Genomic DNA, 16,677 nt, shown 5'->3' with positions numbered 1-16,677 from the left:
AGCTCAGAGGGCACTTTCCTCATTCCGACACCCCACGACCAGCCAATTCATCGGTGGATCGAGGATAAGAACATCCGACAAGTGGCGCGCGTGGTCTTGCCACGCGCTAGACGTTAGCGACGATTAACATCTTCAGCTATTTGCAGCGGCGACCGTGGCTACTCGTCGTGACAACACTTCCCAAACCCGCGCTCCGCCTCCGGTGTCGTGCCTCAGCGCTGGACGACGCCGCCCTCGACGCCGGTGAATCGCTTGCGCAGCTCGGTCTTGAGGAGCTTGCCGGTGGCGTTGCGGGGCAGCTCGGGAAGGAGGTGCACTTCGCGGGGGCACTTGAAATGCGCCAGCCGTTCGCGGCACCAGGCGATCAGTTCGTCGGCGCTGGGTTCCTGCTCGGCGGCTGGGTCGGCCACCACCACCGCGACGACGCGCTCACCCCACTTGTCGTCCGGACCGCCGACCACCGCGGCGTCGAGCACACCGGGGTGACGGAACAGCACCTGCTCGACCTCGATGGGGTAGACATTTTCCCCGCCCGAGATGATCATGTCCTTCTTGCGGTCGACGAGCGTGATGTAGCCGTCGGCGTCGATCCGGCCGAGGTCGCCGGTGTGGAACCAGCCGCCCCGGAAGGCCTCGGCGGTGGTCGCCGGCTTCATCCAGTACCCGACGAACACGTTGGGTCCGCGCACCAGGAGTTCGCCGACGGTGTCGGCCGGGACGTCCCGGTCGTCGGCGTCCACGATGCGGGCATCGACGTGCATGGCGACCCGGCCGATTGATCCGGCCCGCGTCGTGATGTTGGCGGCGTCCAAGACCGAGACCATGGGTGCAGTCTCGGTCATCCCAAATCCCTCGGTGAAGGGGACGCCACGTTGCTGCATGAAGTCGATGACAGTCAGCGGCATCGGTGCGCCGCCGCCCATGGCCAGACGCAACGCGGAGAGATCGTAGGAGTCGAAGTCGGGCACCTGGGTCAGCGCCGACCACATCGCCGGCACCATGAACTGGACGGTGGCCCGGCTCTCGGCCATCGCCTTGAGCGTGCCCACCGGGTCGAACGACGGCAGGATCACGCTGGTCCCGCCGACGTAGAGCAACGGCAACGTATGTACCCCGAGCCCGCCGATGTGGAACATCGGGGCGACTGCGACAGTCACGTCGCTGCCGGTCAGGCCTTGTTCGGCGCCCAGCACGTTGATGGCGTTCCACAGTAGGTTGTCGTGGGTGAGGATGGCGCCCTTCGGGCGGCCGGTGGTGCCCGAGGTGTACATGATGAACGCGGGGTCGCGGCCCTCGACGTCGCTGTCGAGTGGCGCGGGCGCACCGTCGGAGAGCAGGTCGGTGTAGGGGATCTCGCCGTCGGCCGGGGCGCCCCCGGCCCGGAGGGTGTGGCGGACCCGGACCCCAGGCTCGGTCAGCGCGCTGACCGCCGCCGCTGCTAGCGGCGCGTGGAACACGAACACGTCGGCGCCGGAGTCGGCGAGGATGTAGCCGATCTCCGGGCCGGCGAGCCGGACGTTGATCGGGATGGTGATGGCGCCGATCTTCGCGCAGCCGAGGAGGACCTCCAGGAACTCGACCGAGTTCACCAGCAGTATGGCCACCCGGTCCCCCTTACGGACACCGAGACGCAACAGGCTCGAGGCCACCTGGTTGGTGCGCCGATCGAAGTCGGAGTACGTGAAGCTGGTGTCACCTTGGACGAGCGCTGTGCGCTGCCCGTTGAGGAAGGCCCGTTTGGTGACCCACTGACCGATACCGCGATCCATGTTGATTTGCCTCCTCGGCAGTTTTGGTTGACAAATGCTCGTTAAGGCAGGACCCGGCCCCGGCGGGCGACCGATCACCACTGTCCGTCTTGGTAGACGGAAGCGGACAGGAACGGATGAAGGATGCTCAGTACGATCGTGGCAGGTTGAGGCTGTGCTGTGCCACGTAGTTGAGGATCATCTCTCGGCTGATCGGCGCGGTCCGCATCAGCCGTGCCGGGCCCCAGAGAGTGGCCAGCCCGTACTCGGTGGCCAACCCGTTGCCGCCGTGGGTCTGGATCGCCTGGTCGAGGGCGAGGATGCCCGCCTCGGCCGCAGCGTATTTGGCCATGTTCGACGCCTCCGCGGAACCGGGATCGCCGGCGTCGTGCAATGAGGCCGCCCGCTGGGTCATCAGCCGGGCCAGCTCCAGCTGGATTTTAGCGTGCGCAAGCGGGTGGGACAGGCCCTGGTGGGCTCCGATCGGCACGTCCCAGACCTTGCGCTCGCGCGCGTAGGCAGAGGCCTTGTCCAGCGCGTAGCGGCCGATGCCGTTTCCCAGGGCGGCGCCCATGATGCGTTCGGGGTTGAGGCCCATGAATACCTGACGCAAACCGTCGTTTTCCGCGCCGATCAGGTTCTCGGCCGGCACCCGCACGTCGTCGAAGAACAGCGTGAACTGCTTTTCAGGTGTCACCGCCTGTACCGGGATGAGGGTCTTGGTCAGCCCGGGCGCGTCGGTCGGGACCACGAGCAGGCTCAGCCGTCCGCGTCCGCGGTCGTCGGTCGCGGTGCGGGTGACGACCAGGATGGCCTCCGCCTCGTCGACGCCGGAAATGTAGTACTTGGTGCCGTTGAGTATCCAATCCCCGCCGACGCGCTTGGCGTAGGTGGAGATGTTGTGCGAGTTCGAGCCCGCATCCGGCTCGGTGATCGCGAACGCCATGATGACCTCGCCGCTGGCGATGCCCGGCAGCCAGCGTGCCTTGAGTTCGTCGCTGCCGAAAGCCTGGATGATCGTGCCGCAGATGGTGGGGGAGACCACCGTCATCAGCAGCGGGCAGCCGGCCGCGGCCAGTTCCTCACCGACGATCTGCATGTCGTAGATGCCGCCGCCACCGCCGCCGTACTCCTCGGCGATGTTGATCCCGAGGAACCCCTGTTCCCCGACGGCGTGCCAGAGTTCCGAACTCTTTTCCCCGCCGAGCGACTTGGCCACGTAGTAGTCGTGCCCGAAGTCCTTGGCGATCTCGGACACGGCCTTGCGCAGCGCTCGCCGCTCCTCGGTCTCGTGCAGTTCCATACCGCTCTCCTACTTCGATGTCACCGGCCACCGGGGCCGGTGACGGGTCCGATGGTGCTCAATCCTGATCTGCACCGGCGGCCGCTCCGACCACCGCGAGGGCATCGCCGGTGGACACTTGCTGACCCACCTCGACCGAAAGCTCGGCGACGATCCCGTCGATTGGGCTGACGATGGTGTGTTCCATCTTCATCGCCTCCACCACCACCAGCGCCTGCCCGGCCGTCACGACGTCGCCCGCGGCGACGGGCAGCCGGATCACCGAACCCGGCATAGGCGCCGTCAGCGAGCCCGCCGGCTTTAGCGCGCTCGGGTCCAGGAACCGTGGTACCTGCGTAAACGCAGTGGACCCGGCAGGGCTGTCGACATAGGCAATGTCGGCGTCGAGGACGACGTCGTAGCCGCGCCGCACCCCGCCGGTCTCCAGGACCACCCGGTCCGGCCGCTGCACGAGCACGCTGACGTCTTCGACGGGCTTGCCGTCGACTTCGACCTCGACGCCGTCGCGGAGCAGCGCATAGCCCACCCGACGCTCGCGGCCGTCGGCGGTCAGCCATCCGGTGGACTGCAGTTGGGACGGGTTGTTGCGCCACCCGGCAGGCAGCGTCGGCTGGACGGGGGCCGCCGCGCGGCGTCCCGCGACCTGGGCGAGTGTGGCCGCGATGGCGTGCAAGCCCTCCCCGTCGCGGTCGATGAGGGCTGCGCCGAGGTCGGCCACGTCGTGGCGGTCGAGGAACCCGGTGTCGGTGCCGCGTCCGGCGAACTCGTCGTGGCGCAGAACGCGAACCAGCAGATCCCGGTTGGTGGTGAGTCCGTGGATCCGGGCGCCGGCGAGCGCGGCGGACAGCGCGCCGAGCGCCTCGGCGCGGGTGGGCGCCCAGGCGATCACCTTGGCCAGCATGGCGTCATAGTGGTGGCTGACCACCGAGCCGTCGCGCACGCCGGAGTCCACCCGGACCCCGACGTGGTCGGGGATCTGCATCGTGCGCAGCGTTCCGGTCTGCGGCAGGTAGCCCTTCGTGGGGTCCTCGGCGTAGAGCCGGGCCTCGACCGCGTGGCCGGTGATCCGCGGCTTGCTCACCTCGGCAGGCAGTGGCCGACCCATCGCCACCAGCAACTGCAGGCGCACGAGGTCGAGCCCGGTGACGAGTTCGGTGACCGGGTGCTCGACCTGCAGCCGGGTGTTCATCTCCAGGAAGGCGAACGTCCCGTCGTCATCGCCGCCGTTCGCGTCGAGGACGAACTCGACCGTTCCGGCCCCGACGTAACCCACGGCCTGTGCCGCCGCGACCGCCGCCGCGCCCATCCGGGCGCGCAGGTCGTCGTCGACGACGGGCGAGGGCGCCTCCTCGATGACCTTTTGGTGGCGGCGCTGCACCGAGCACTCCCGCTCGAACAGCGAGACAACCGTGCCGTGCATGTCGGCCAACAGCTGGATCTCAACGTGGCGGGGACGCTGCACGTACCGCTCGAGGAACACCGTGCCGTCCGAGAACGCCGACATCGCCTCGCGCGAGGCCGAGGCCACGGCTCCGTCGAGGTCGTCGGCCGACTCGACAACCCGCATGCCGCGCCCGCCGCCACCCGCGCTCGCCTTGACCAGCAGCGGGTAGCCGATCTCGGCGCCGAGCTTGCGCAGCTTGTCGGGGTCCAGGCCGGTCGCGTCGCCGCCCGGGAGAACCGGCACGCCCGCATCGGCCATCATCGCCTTGGCCGTCAGCTTGGAACCCATCGCGTCGATGGCATCCGGCGGCGGGCCGACGAACACGAGCCCGGCGTCGGCGCAGGCCCGCGCGAAGCCGGCGTTCTCCGACATGAAGCCGTAGCCGGGATGCACGGCGTCGGCGCCGGTGAGGAGGGCGGCGGCGATCACCCGGTCACCGTCGAGGTAGGTCTCCGCCGGCGAGGAACCCGGTAGCCGGACGGCCTCGTCGGCATCGTCCACGTGCCAGGCGTCGGCGTCGGCGTCGGAGTACACGGCGACGGTCGCGATGCCGAGTTCGCGACAGGTGCGAAACACGCGTCGGGCGATCTCTCCCCGGTTGGCCACCAGCAGCTTCTTGATCACGGGCATCGCCATCACATCCGGAACACGCCGTAGCCACGCTGGCCACGGATCTCGCTGTTGTGGACCACGGAAAGGCAGAACCCGAGAACGGTACGGGTGTCGCGCGGGTCGATGATCCCGTCGTCGTAGAGCCTGCCGCTGTTGGCCAGCGCCAACGACTCACGCTCGATCTGGCCCTCGACGGCAGCGCGCATCTGGGCGTCGGCCTCCTCGTCGAACGGGAGCCCCCGGTCGGCGGCCGACTCGCGGGCCACGATCGACAGCACGCCCGCGAGCTGGGCCGGGCCCATGACGGCCGAACGCGAGTTGGGCCAGGTGAACAGGAAGCGGGGAGAGTAGGACCGCCCGCACATCCCGTAATTGCCCGCACCGTAGGACGCGCCCATCACGATCGTCAGGTGTGGGACAGCGCTGTTGGAGACGGCGTTGATCATCTTCGCGCCGTCCTTGATGATGCCACCCTGCTCGTACTCCGCGCCGACCATGTAGCCGGTGGTGTTCTGCAGAAACACCAGTGGCGTGTCGATCTGGTTCGCCAGCTGAATAAACTGGGCGGCCTTCTCCGCCTCCTCGCTGAACAGGATTCCGCGCGCGTTGGCAAGGATCCCTACCGGGTATCCGTGGATCGAGGCCCAACCGGTGACCAGCGAGGTGCCGTATAGCGGCTTGAACTCGTCGAAGGCGGACCCGTCCACGATTCGGGCGATGACATCACGTGGGTCGAAGGGAACCTTCGGGTCCACCGAAGCGATCCCGAGGAGTTGGTCGGGGTCTCGCAGCGGGGGGGTCGGTGGCTGTGTCGGGCCGGGCCCGAGCTTGCGCCAGTTCAGTCTGGCCATGATGCGCCGCCCGATCCGGATGGCGTCCTGCTCGTCCTCGGCCATGTAGTCGGCCAGCCCGGAGGTGCGGGCGTGCATGTCGGCGCCGCCGAGCGACTCGTCGTCGGACACTTCGCCGGTCGCCATCTTCACCAGCGGCGGACCACCGAGGAAGACCTTGGACCGGTTGCGGACCATCACCACGTAATCACACATGCCGGGGATGTACGCGCCGCCTGCCGTCGAGTTACCGAATACCAGCGCCAGTGTCGGCAGGCCCTGCGCGCTGTGCTGGGTGAGGTCGTTGAATAGCTGGCCCCCGGGCACGAAGATCTCGGCCTGCGTGGGCAGGTCCGCCCCGCCCGACTCGACGACGTTGATGATGGGCAGCCGGTTCTCGCGGGCGACTGCCATGCCCCGGAACACTTTTCGGAAGGTGTAGGGGTTCGAGGCTCCGCCGCGCACGGTCGGGTCGTGCGCGATGATCATCGACTCGACGCCTTCGACGATGCCGATGCCGACCACAACGCTGCCGCCCACCGGAAACTTCGTGCCCCACGCCGCGAACGGACAGAGTTCCAGGAAGGCCGTGTCGGGGTCGATGAGCAGCTCGACGCGCTCCCGAGCCAGCATCTTGCCGCGGCTACGGTGCCGGGCGACGTACTTCTCGCCGCCGCCACCGTTGGCCAACGCCAGCTGTTCGGCGAGCGCATGGAGCTGCGCGATGAGTCCCTCGCGATTCTCGAGGTATACCGGCGCGCGGGTGTCGACCCGGTCGGGCAGGACGTCAATCAACTTTCCTCCAGGTGACATCAACGTCGATCTCCTGACACGCTACGTTATCGGTCATTAACATTCGACGACAATGGGGTCGACGTGGCAATCGTGCCGTCCCCGAGTGATCACAGCAGGAGCAACTCACATGAAACAGCCGGATCAGCGGGAAGCGGAGGCGGCCGCAGCCGACCCGTGGATGACGCCCGAGCGCATCTCGTTGCGCAACCTCGCCATGTCGTTCACCCAGAAGGAGATCGTTCCTCACCTGCAAGACTGGGAGGACGCCGGAGAACTCCCTAGAGAACTCCACCGCCGCGCAGCCGCAGCGGGGTTGCTGGGCATCGGGTTCGCGGAAGAGATCGGTGGCTCCGGCGGTGACCTGCGCGACCTGGTGCTGCTCACCGAGGCCGTGATGGAGGCCGGCGGCTCCTCGGGCTTGCTGGCCAGCCTACTTACGCATCACATCGCAGTGCCCCATATGGCCGCGCAGGGCGATCCCGAGCAGATCCGCAGCTTCGTGGTGCCGACCCTGGCCGGGGAGAAGATCGGCAGCCTCGGCATCACCGAACCCGACACCGGTTCTGACGTCGCCGGCATCCGTACTACCGCACGGCGCGACGGCGACCATTACGTGGTCAACGGTGCGAAGCTGTTCATCACCTCGGGTGTCCGCGCCGATTTCGTGACCACCGCCGTGCGTACCGGCGGCCCGGGCCCGTCGGGGATTTCACTGCTCGTGGTGGAGCGTGGCGCCGCGGGTTTCGCGGTCTCGCGGACACTGAAGAAGATGGGCTGGCTGTGCTCCGACACCGCTGAACTCGGATTCAGCGACGTGCGCGTGCCGGTGGTCAATCTGGTTGGCCCCGAAGGCAGCGGATTCCTGCAGATCATGCAACAGTTCCAAGTCGAACGTGCTTTCATCGCCGTCCAGTGCTACGCCACGGCCCAGCGCTGCCTCGACCTGACGCTGGAGTGGGTCAAGCAGCGCGAAACCTTCGGTCGACCGCTATCCACCCGACAGGTGGTGCGGCACAAGATCGTCGACATGGCCACGGCCGTAGACGTTGCCCGTACCTATACCCGCGCCGCCGTGGACCGCATCATCGCGGGTGACACCGACGTGCGGATGGTCTCGATGGCGAAGAACCAGGCCGTGGAAGCCTGTGCGCTTGCCGTCGACACCGCCGTGCAGCTCTACGGTGGCATGGGCTATCTGCGCGAGACCGAGGTCGAACGGCACTATCGCGATTCGCGCATCCTGGGTATCGGGGGCGGCACCACCGAAATCATGAAGGAGATCATCGCCAAGCAGATTGGCCTCTGAGTGAAGCCGCCATTCGACAGCAGGAGCGTCGGCTTGGCAGGTCGACGAGACGGACCTTCCACCGTTTCTAAGGTAAGTCAACGGTGTGTCACGCCCCCTGCGGCCAATGCAGCCTTCGCCACCGGGAAATTGCATCCCGAGTACCAGCTAGCGAGACGTATCAACCACGTAGCGGCGAGCCAGTGTTTCAGCAAGTCTGCTCGTATGTTCGACGATGTCGACTTGACTTACGTCGACGAGTAGTCCTGCGTGCCAGGCGCTGATCAGTTCGACGAAGCCGCCGACCGCTACAAACGTGTCCATGCGCAAGGCCATTTCGTCTGCGTCAGGCTTCAGATGCGGCTTGCTGGCGGCCATGACGAGCTGGGTGGCTTCCTGCAAGGCCACCGCACGACGATCTTGCAATGTTGAACTGCCGACGTGTTGCGTCAGCAGAATCTGGGCTCGGCCGGCATCTTGCGAAATGCGGAGGACGACGATCGAGATCGCGGCGCGAATGGTCTCGACAGGTGGTTGACCGACGCGTTCGGCAAACGTTGCTGAAACCTCGCCGAGCATCTGGTTTCGGACACCGTCCCACGCTGCTACGAGCAACTCATCGCGGGTCTTGAACTCCTCATAGTAATAGCGGTCGTTCAGCGCGGCTCTGGAGCAGACCCCACGCATGGTAACCGCTGCCCATCCGCTTTCCGTCCAGATATCTGTTGCGGCGGCGACTAGGCGCTGCCTCCGGTCAGCCCGTCGTTCGGCGCCTGTACGCCCGCCCCACCTTGCTGCCTTTGTCCGCACGCATACATCTTGACAAAGACATAGCACCCCCGCCAAACTGGTGGCATGCGACCACAATTGTGTTCACTGCCACCAAGCGGCAGCAGATTGGCTTGGTTCACCGGATCAGCATGCTCCGATCTGCCAAGGACTCGGTACTGATGGATTTCTTGTGGTGGGGCAAGTCGCCTCGCAGAAGTGACCGCGCGAACGCGGTTGTTACAGGGGCTGGCAGTGGAATTGGTCGCGCTTTTGCGGTAGAGCTCGCCCGCAGAGGCGGGCGGGTGGTATGCGCCGACATCGATCCCGTGCGTGCCAAGGAGACGGTCGGTCTCGTCGTCCAAGCGGGCGGTGATGGCCTCGACATCGTGTGCGATGTCTCCGATGAAGAACAGGTCCGCGAACTCGCCCACAGCGCTGAAGAGTGGTTTGGGGAGTCGCCCAGCCTGGTGATCAACAACGCGGGCATCGGAGTCGGTGGCAATGTCATCGGCGCGACGGCTAAACGCGACTGGGAGACGACGCTCTCAATCAACTTGTGGGGAGTGATCTACGGCTGCGAGATCTTCGTACCGCGGCTTCGCGCGAGGGGCAGCGGCGGAATTATCAACGTCGCGTCGGCTGCAAGTTTCGGAGCGGCGCCTCGGATGGCTGCCTACAACGTCAGCAAGGCCGGAGTGCTCTCGCTATCCGAGACTTTGGCGGCCGAGCTGAGTGGTACTGGTGTGGCGGTGACTGTACTGTGCCCGACATTTGTCAAGACCAACATCGTCGATAACCCTGGTATTGAGGAGTCGGCCGCCAAGCTGGCAACGAATTTGATGAAGTGGACCGGCGTGTCGGCGGAATCGGTGGCGCGCAAAACGTTGGACGCGAACGATCGCGGTCAGTTGCACGTCCTACCCCAAGTCGACGCGAAGATTCTCTGGTTATTTAAGCGGGCAGTGCCTGCCACGTATACCCGTGCGCTCGGTTTGGTTGAGCGAATCGCGCGCTAAGTCATTCCAGACAAAGACAAAGGAGACTCCAATGGCATTCAAATACAGCGATATGCTCGAGACGATCAAGAATCGGCAGTGGGCGCTGGCCGACATCGATTGGGATGCGCCGGGCGCCGATAAAATCACTGATGAGCAGCGGCCCGAACTGAAGCAGTTCATGGCTGACGTGGTGTGGATAGAACACGTCGGTGCACGCGCGTTCGCCGCCATGGCGCCGAAAGCGCCGTTCGAGGCTCTAGGTGACATCTACCGGTATTTCCATGCCGAGGAGCAGCGGCACGCCAACGCGGAGCTGGCGCTCATGCAGCGGTGGGGGATGCTCGAGGAAGGGGAAATCCCGGTGCCGAACAAGAATATTCGACTGGTCATCGAGTGGATCGACCGATACGCCGAGGCCCTCCCGCTGACGGTGATCGGAGCGGCGATCCCAGCCTTGGAGACTGCGCTCGACGGAGCATTGCTCAAGTTCCTTCTCGACGAGGTGCAGGATCCGCTCTGCGCCGAGGTCTTCAACAAGGTCAACAACGACGAATCGCGGCACTTGGCAGTGGGATTCCAGGTTCTGAACGACCTCGGCGCCAGCCCCATGCGCATTCATGCGACTCAGACGATGGGGGCGCTCATCGACCCGAGAATCCTTCTCGGCGGCGTCCTCTACGTGCCGTTGCTCACCAGGATGTTGACCAATCTCAACGCCATGGGATTGTCGGAGGAGAAGCTCTACAACGCGGTGATGCGGTACGAGAACGTCGGAGATCGTAGTGAGTTCACGCGCCGCGTTCCGGGCTACCACATCTTGAAGGCTCACATGTCCGCCAGCATCAAGCGTTCTCAGCCATTGCATTTCATTTCGCAGCGGCTGGGTACCGCGATCGACCACTTCCCCACCGAGGTGCTCGGTAAGTCACCGACGTGGACAGAAGAGCTGACCTACGAACCGGTGGCCAGATGAGCGACACCACGACCGTCTTGATCGTCGGTGCGGGTTTCGCCGGCCTGGGAACCGCAATCCGGTTGCTACAACAGGGTATCGACGATTTCGTTGTCCTTGAACGTGCCGACGAGGTGGGTGGTACCTGGCGGGACAACACCTATCCCGGCGCGGCGTGCGACATCCCGTCGCTGCTCTATTCCTACGGGTTCGAGCAAAATCCGGACTGGTCCCGCGCGTATTCGGGCAGCGCCGAGATCCTCGGCTACATCAAGACGATGGTGGACAAGTACTCGCTGTCGCGTTTCATCCGGTTCGGAGTGAACGTCACCGGTCTGGAGTTCGACGAGGAAAGCGCACTGTGGACGGCGCAGACAGCTGACGGCTCGCAGTTCACGGCGCGCACCGCAGTGATGGCCAGTGGGCCGCTGGCGAATGCGAGCCTGCCGGACATCCGCGGACTGGACACCTTCGATGGTCACAAGATCCACAGTGCGCGTTGGGATCACGACTACGACATGAGCGACAAACGTGTCGCCGTGATCGGCACCGGAGCCAGCGCTGTTCAGATCATTCCCGAACTGGTGAAGACTGCGCGGTCGGTGAAGGTCTTCCAACGCACCCCCGGCTGGGTCCTCCCTCGGCCCGACTTCTCCCATCCGCAGTGGGCGCGCACGGCGTTTCGTCGAGCGCCTCTCGTGCAGAAAGCCGCACGGCAGGCGTGGTTCTGGGTGCACGAGCTCATGGCCGTCGGCATGGTCTGGGATACCCCGGTCACCACCGGCATCCAGCTGGTGGCGAAGGCGAATTTACGGAGGCAGGTATCGGATACTTGGCTCAGGCGCCAGCTGACGCCGAACTTCCGCGCCGGCTGCAAACGGATGCTGATGAGCAGCGATTACTACCCCGCTCTTCAACGCGACAACTGCAAGCTCATCTCATGGCCGATCGCGACCCTGTCGCCGAATGGCATACGGACCGCAGATGGCATCGAACACGAAGTGGACTGCATCGTCTTTGCCACCGGCTTCGATGTATGCAAGGCCGGCACGCCTTTTCCCATCTGCGCAGCTGGTCGTGAGCTCTCCGACGAGTGGTCCCAGGGCGCCTATGCGTACCGGAGCGTCACCGTTGCGGGCTATCCCAATCTGTTCTTCACCTTCGGTCCGAATTCAGGGCCCGGCCATAACTCGGCCCTCGTGTACATGGAGGCCGAGATCAACTACATCGTCAAAGCCATCGGCGCGATCATCGCGAATGATCTCAGTACGCTCGAGGTCCGCGAAGATCGGCAAAATAATTACCACGGCGAGGTACAGCAGCGGTTGGGAAGTACGACTTGGAATTCGGGTTGCAAGAGCTGGTACCTCACGAATGACGGATACAACGGCACCATGTACCCCGGTTTCGCCACCCAGTTCGTGCGCGCACTGTCCAAGGTCGACATGGGTGATTATGTAACGACCCCGACAACCGCACGAACTGAGCACCACCCAACCGAACACGCCCAAAACGGCTCGAATGTGGCCAAGGTTGCCCAGGGCCGCAAGGCCAAGGTAACCCAGGGCCGAAAAAGCGCAGGCGCCCTGCCAACGCGGTCTGACGTCAAAGCCGACATCCTGGACGTGGGCGTCGGGAAAGTACCGCCTAAGCGCGCAGCCTCGAGAGTGAGGAAAGACGCTTGAGTGTCCATGTCGCGGGCGACGAGAATGCCCCCACCTCCGGAGCCTCTACGTACGAGGTCCCCACCCACGAGGTCCCCACCCACGAGATATTGGTCATCGGAGCTGGATTCTCCGGGATCGGGGTGGGCATCAAGCTGCTGAAGGAAGGTTTCTCAGACTTCCTCATCGTTGATGAGGCCCAAGGGGTGGGTGGAACCTGGTACTGGAATACCTACCCGGGGATTGCAGTAGACATTCCGTCATATAGTTACCAATTCTCCTTTGAGAAACGCCCGTCGTGGTCACGTACCTATGCGCCGGGGATCGAACTGAAGAACTACGCGAAGCATTGCGTGGAAAAATATGGCCTCGCGTCGCGCATCCGCTTCGGAGTCACGGTTGTGAGGGCTGAGTTCGACGAAGAATCGACATTGTGGCGTTTGTTCACCTCGACAGATGAGGAACTGACAGCCAGGTTCGTCATCAATGCCTCCGGGGTTCTCACGCGACCAAAAACGCCGGACATACCGGGGGTCGGGGACTTCGGCGGGGTCACGATGCACACGTCGCGCTGGGACCACCAGCAGACCCTCACCGGAAAGAGGGTCGCCGTCATCGGGACGGGCGCCTCGGCGGTGCAACTGATCCCCTCGATAGCCAAGGACGTGGACACACTCACCGTCTTTCAGCGCACCCCGATATGGTGTCTACCGAAATTCGACTTCGCGGTGCCCCGCCCGCTGAGTGCTCTTCTCCGGCTCGCACCCGGAGCGCAGATCGCCGCGCGGGCAGCCAGCCAGGCGTTTGTCGAACTCACCTTTCCCGTCGCAGCGCACTTCCATACCGCCATACCGCTGGCGTCGGCGATCGAGCGTGCAGCGATCAGCTACATGCGTCGGCAGGTCACAGACCCGGTCGTTCGGGATAAGCTGACACCGCGCTACGCGCTGGGCTGCAAGCGGCCAAGCTTTCACAACGAATATCTCAAGACGTTCAACCGCGGCAACGTCCATCTTGAAACCAACCCCATCACCCGGGTGGATGAAACCGCGGTAATTACGGCCGATGGCGCCAGACACGAGATCGACGTGCTCGTGCTGGCAACGGGATTCAAGGTCATGGAATCGGACAGCATGCCCACCTACTCGCTCAGAGGTGTCGCCGGCCGAGACCAGGCACAGTGGTGGGACGAGAACCGACTCCAGGCATATGAGGGCGTCAGCGTGCCAGGATTCCCGAACCATTTCTCAGTGTTTGGCCCGTACGGATACAACGGCTCGTCCTACTTCGCACTCATCGAGGCACAGGCGGGTCACATTCTCCGTTGCCTCCGGCAGGCCAGGACGGCCGGCTCGAACTACGTCGAGGTACGCGAGGAGGCGAATCAACGCTTCTTCGCGGAGATGCTGGCACGGCGGCATACGCAGGTCTTCTGGCAGGACAGCTGCGCGGGCGCGAACAGCTATTACTTCGACAAGCATGGGGACGTGCCTCTGCGTCCGACGACGACGGTCGAGTCGATCTGGCGCAGTCGACGATTCGACCTGGCCGACTACCGTTTCGAACGACGACCGGCGAAAAAGGCGGACACTGCCCCACAGAAGGTGGTCACCGCCGGATGAGTTCACCTGCCAGGCCGAATCCGAGCATGGCGAGCCACCTGGTCGCGGCAACGGCGCGACGCGTTCTTCGACCTCTCACGCAGGTGATTCCGGCCAACGAGCATGGCTTCGCGGTCATGGACCGCGTGCTACGGGGAACACTCGTGGTGTCGCGGCCAAGGCGCGCAATCAGTGTCGAGAAGGTAGACACGCCCTTCGCCGGTGAACGTGTGCGAGGCGACTGGGTCAAGGCGGCCAACGTGGCCTCGGATGCTCCGCCGATTCTTTATATACACGGCGGCGCATTTTCTATGTGCTCTCCCGAGACCCACCGTGGCCTCATCAGCGAACTGTCCGCGGCCGCCCGCAGGCCGGTATTTGCCGTGCGCTATCGATTGGTCCCGAAATATCCCTTCCCGGCGGCCGCAGATGATGCACTGATCGCTTATCGATGGTTGACAGAGGGAAGCGCGATCACCGCGTCTTCTGGCACGGTGGCGCTCGCCGGAGATTCCGCAGGCGGCCAGCTTGCTGCGGCGACGGCGCTTGGCGCTCGGGAACATCGACTGCCGACGCCGGATGCCATGCTGCTGATGTCGCCGGTGCTGGATTTGACATGTCAACTTGCGATGGACCGTGATCTGCGCAGACGGGACCCCTTTGCGTCCGCCATCTCTGCGTCGAGAACAATGGGTCTGTACGTGGCGGGCGCCGATCCAGCCGACCCGAGGATAAGCGTGCTCGACGCTGATCTCACGGACATGCCACCAACTTTGATTCAGGTCGGCGGACGAGAGATGTTGCTCGACGACTCCAGAGTCTTTGCCAAACGTCTGCAGACTGCAGGGGTCTCCTCGCAGTTGCAAGTTTTCCGCGGCCAGATCCATGTCTTCCAGGCGATGTTTCGCCTATTGCCCGAAGCGCGTGAGGCCCTCAGGCTCGGTGGCGAGTTCTTGGCTACTTCGGCCACCGTCCGTTGACAGCGTCCCTGCGCACGCCTTGACCACGAGGCGCCCCAGCACGAAGGTTGTATGAGCTAACGATGAAACCCGTGAAACTTGAACAAACCCAGGACAATCCCCCTGGTAACCCCTCGATCGTCATCATCGGCGCCGGCTTCGCCGGAATTACCCTGGCACTCCGCCTCACACGCGCGGGGTTCGACAGGGTCCTCATCGTCGAAAAGGGCGATGGTGTCGGGGGAGTCTGGCGGGAGAACACCTACCCGGGGGCTGCCTGTGATGTCCCGTCGCAGCTGTACTCGATCTCCTCGGCGCCAAATCCCACGTGGGGCCGGCGTTACGCGGAACAACGCGACATCCTCGCCTACCTTCGCCGCGTCGTCGACGAAAGTGGATTGCTGCCCCTCCTTCGGACGAAGACCGAAGTCGCCAAGGCAGCCTTCGATGAGCGCTCGAACACATGGCGTCTGACCACGACTTCCAACGAAGAATTGGAGTGTGATGTCGTCATTTCGGCCGTGGGACAGCTGTCGCGCCCTTCGATCCCGAACATTCCTGGAATGTCGGGGTTCGCGGGCCCGTCGTTTCATTCCGCCAATTGGGACCACGATCTGAATCTCAGCGGCAAGCGCATTGCGGTCGTCGGCACTGGCGCAAGTGCGGTGCAATTCGTCCCGGTGGTCGCTGCATGCGCCGCGCACTTGGATGTTTTCCAACGGTCAGCCCCATGGGTGCTGCCCAAATTCGATCGTCAGTACGGTGGGCGGCATCACCAACTGCTGCGCAAGTTACCCATTCTGCGGCTCAGCGAACGTCTGATGATCTGGACGATATTCGAGTTCTTGGCGTTGGCACTCGTCGATGCGAAGCCAGTGGCGCGAGTCCTTGGCGGCGTCGCCCTCAGGCACCTAGGTCGCCAGGTGCACGACGCGCGGCTGCGTTCCCAACTGACACCGGACTATGCGCCCGGATGCAAGAGGATCCTGTTCTCCAGCGACTACTACCCCGCACTCGCCCGTCCCAACGTCGCACTGGTGACCGACGATATTGAGGCAGTAGAACCCGGCGGAATTCGCACGGTGGACGGCGAATTCCATGCCGCCGACGTCATCATCTACGGCACCGGCTTTAGTGCCACCGAGTTTCTTTCCCCGATGGAGGTCCACGGCCGTTCGGACCGAACATTGTCGGACGTGTGGGCAGATGGCGCGCACGCCTACTACGGCCTGTCGGTGCCAGATTTCCCGAATTTCCTCATGATGTACGGGCCGAACACCAACGTGGGATCCGGGTCGATTGTCTACATGCTCGAGTCGCAGGCCCGACACATCGTCAGGTTGATGAAGGTTCTCCGTGCCCATCCGCGAAGTGTCATCGAGGTGCGTGCCGACGTGGAGAAGCGCTTCAACGACCGGTTGGGTCGCCGCCTGGACAAATCCGTGTGGACTATGTGCACGAGCTGGTATCGCTCGGCGCGCGGTTCGATATCCACCAACTGGCCCAGCCCGACCTTCCTGTATCGCCTTCGTGCGCGCAGGCCGAAGCGGCGCGCTTACGTCCTGTCGCGTCCCGCGCCCGCGAACTCGTCGCGCAGGGGGACACCCGAGCCGGCCAACACCCATCTGGCCGACATGCCCTATGCCCCCAGCGGGGCCGATAGCGTCGACTAGTGGCGGCTCTGTTCAGTGACGGGTATCCGAGGACGGCGGGGA

Annotated in this window: 12 protein-coding genes; 7 read left to right on the top strand and 5 right to left on the bottom strand. The window is 64.4% G+C overall.

Annotated features, from left to right (window positions below; translation table 11 throughout):
* Positions 1-212 precede the first annotated feature (212 nt).
* The 4 genes from G6N16_RS01210 to G6N16_RS01195 all read right to left on the bottom strand — a co-directional run bounded on the left by G6N16_RS01210 (position 213) and on the right by G6N16_RS01195 (position 6,732).
* Positions 213-1,769, bottom strand: coding sequence for an acyl-CoA synthetase (locus G6N16_RS01210; protein WP_062655125.1), 1,557 nt, complete (start codon positions 1,767-1,769; stop codon positions 213-215).
* A gap of 127 nt (positions 1,770-1,896) precedes the next feature.
* A complete protein-coding gene (locus G6N16_RS01205; RefSeq protein WP_043985026.1) occupies positions 1,897-3,051 on the bottom strand; it encodes an acyl-CoA dehydrogenase family protein in 1,155 nt (384 codons plus the stop codon).
* 58 nt (positions 3,052-3,109) lie between these two features.
* On the bottom strand, positions 3,110-5,125 hold the full coding sequence (locus G6N16_RS01200; RefSeq protein WP_011895456.1) for an ATP-binding protein: 2,016 nt from the start codon (positions 5,123-5,125) through the stop codon (positions 3,110-3,112).
* 5 nt (positions 5,126-5,130) lie between these two features.
* Complete coding sequence (locus tag G6N16_RS01195) at positions 5,131-6,732, bottom strand: acyl-CoA carboxylase subunit beta (RefSeq protein ID WP_043985027.1); 1,602 nt, start codon at positions 6,730-6,732, stop codon at positions 5,131-5,133.
* Between the two features lie 106 nt (positions 6,733-6,838).
* Here G6N16_RS01195 and G6N16_RS01190 point away from each other — a divergent pair, with 106 nt between their 5' ends.
* Positions 6,839-8,038: an acyl-CoA dehydrogenase family protein gene (locus G6N16_RS01190; RefSeq protein WP_372508921.1), complete on the top strand. Its 1,200-nt coding sequence runs from the start codon at positions 6,839-6,841 to the stop codon at positions 8,036-8,038.
* A 147-nt stretch (positions 8,039-8,185) separates the two neighbouring features.
* Here the strand turns inward: G6N16_RS01190 and G6N16_RS01185 are convergent, their stop codons facing one another.
* A complete protein-coding gene (locus G6N16_RS01185; RefSeq protein ID WP_074243573.1) occupies positions 8,186-8,827 on the bottom strand; it encodes a TetR/AcrR family transcriptional regulator in 642 nt (213 codons plus the stop codon).
* A gap of 140 nt (positions 8,828-8,967) precedes the next feature.
* Here G6N16_RS01185 and G6N16_RS01180 point away from each other — a divergent pair, with 140 nt between their 5' ends.
* The 6 genes from G6N16_RS01180 (at position 8,968) to G6N16_RS01155 (ending at position 16,635) form a co-directional block, all read left to right on the top strand.
* Positions 8,968-9,804, top strand: a complete 837-nt coding sequence (locus tag G6N16_RS01180; protein ID WP_043985120.1) for an SDR family NAD(P)-dependent oxidoreductase — start codon at positions 8,968-8,970, stop codon at positions 9,802-9,804.
* 31 nt (positions 9,805-9,835) lie between these two features.
* Entirely contained in the window at positions 9,836-10,759 is a 924-nt protein-coding gene (locus G6N16_RS01175) for a hypothetical protein (RefSeq protein ID WP_011895451.1), read from the top strand.
* Positions 10,756-12,423, top strand: a complete 1,668-nt coding sequence (locus tag G6N16_RS01170) for a flavin-containing monooxygenase (protein WP_043985031.1) — start codon at positions 10,756-10,758, stop codon at positions 12,421-12,423. Before G6N16_RS01175 ends, G6N16_RS01170 begins: the two co-directional genes overlap by 4 nt.
* A gap of 86 nt (positions 12,424-12,509) precedes the next feature.
* Positions 12,510-14,024, top strand: a complete 1,515-nt coding sequence (locus tag G6N16_RS01165) for a flavin-containing monooxygenase (RefSeq protein ID WP_043985121.1) — start codon at positions 12,510-12,512, stop codon at positions 14,022-14,024.
* Positions 14,021-14,983 carry an alpha/beta hydrolase gene (locus G6N16_RS01160; RefSeq protein WP_043985032.1) on the top strand — a complete coding sequence of 321 codons (963 nt, stop codon included), beginning with the start codon at positions 14,021-14,023 and terminating at the stop codon, positions 14,981-14,983. The genes G6N16_RS01165 and G6N16_RS01160 overlap by 4 nt, the downstream gene beginning before the upstream one ends.
* Before the next feature lie 62 nt (positions 14,984-15,045).
* Entirely contained in the window at positions 15,046-16,635 is a 1,590-nt protein-coding gene (locus tag G6N16_RS01155; RefSeq protein ID WP_043985033.1) for a flavin-containing monooxygenase, read from the top strand.
* Positions 16,636-16,677 lie beyond the last annotated feature (42 nt).

Source organism: Mycolicibacterium insubricum, assembly GCF_010731615.1.
In the GTDB taxonomy this organism is placed as follows: Bacteria; Actinomycetota; Actinomycetes; order Mycobacteriales; family Mycobacteriaceae; genus Mycobacterium; species Mycobacterium insubricum.
The sequence above is the reverse complement of the archived record's forward strand: the minus strand, read 5'-3'. Positions and strand labels throughout refer to the sequence as shown.

Excerpts from the sequence above, each read along its gene's own strand:
- G6N16_RS01210 (WP_062655125.1), bottom strand. The coding sequence starts at position 1,769 with ATGGATCGCGGTATCGGTCAGTGGGTCACCAAACGGGCCTTCCTCAAC.
- G6N16_RS01205 (WP_043985026.1), bottom strand. The coding sequence starts at position 3,051 with ATGGAACTGCACGAGACCGAGGAGCGGCGAGCGCTGCGCAAGGCCGTG.
- G6N16_RS01200 (WP_011895456.1), bottom strand. The coding sequence starts at position 5,125 with ATGCCCGTGATCAAGAAGCTGCTGGTGGCCAACCGGGGAGAGATCGCC.
- G6N16_RS01180 (WP_043985120.1), top strand. The coding sequence starts at position 8,968 with ATGGATTTCTTGTGGTGGGGCAAGTCGCCTCGCAGAAGTGACCGCGCG.
- G6N16_RS01175 (WP_011895451.1), top strand. The coding sequence starts at position 9,836 with ATGGCATTCAAATACAGCGATATGCTCGAGACGATCAAGAATCGGCAG.
- G6N16_RS01170 (WP_043985031.1), top strand. The coding sequence starts at position 10,756 with ATGAGCGACACCACGACCGTCTTGATCGTCGGTGCGGGTTTCGCCGGC.
- G6N16_RS01160 (WP_043985032.1), top strand. The coding sequence starts at position 14,021 with ATGAGTTCACCTGCCAGGCCGAATCCGAGCATGGCGAGCCACCTGGTC.
- G6N16_RS01155 (WP_043985033.1), top strand. The coding sequence starts at position 15,046 with ATGAAACCCGTGAAACTTGAACAAACCCAGGACAATCCCCCTGGTAAC.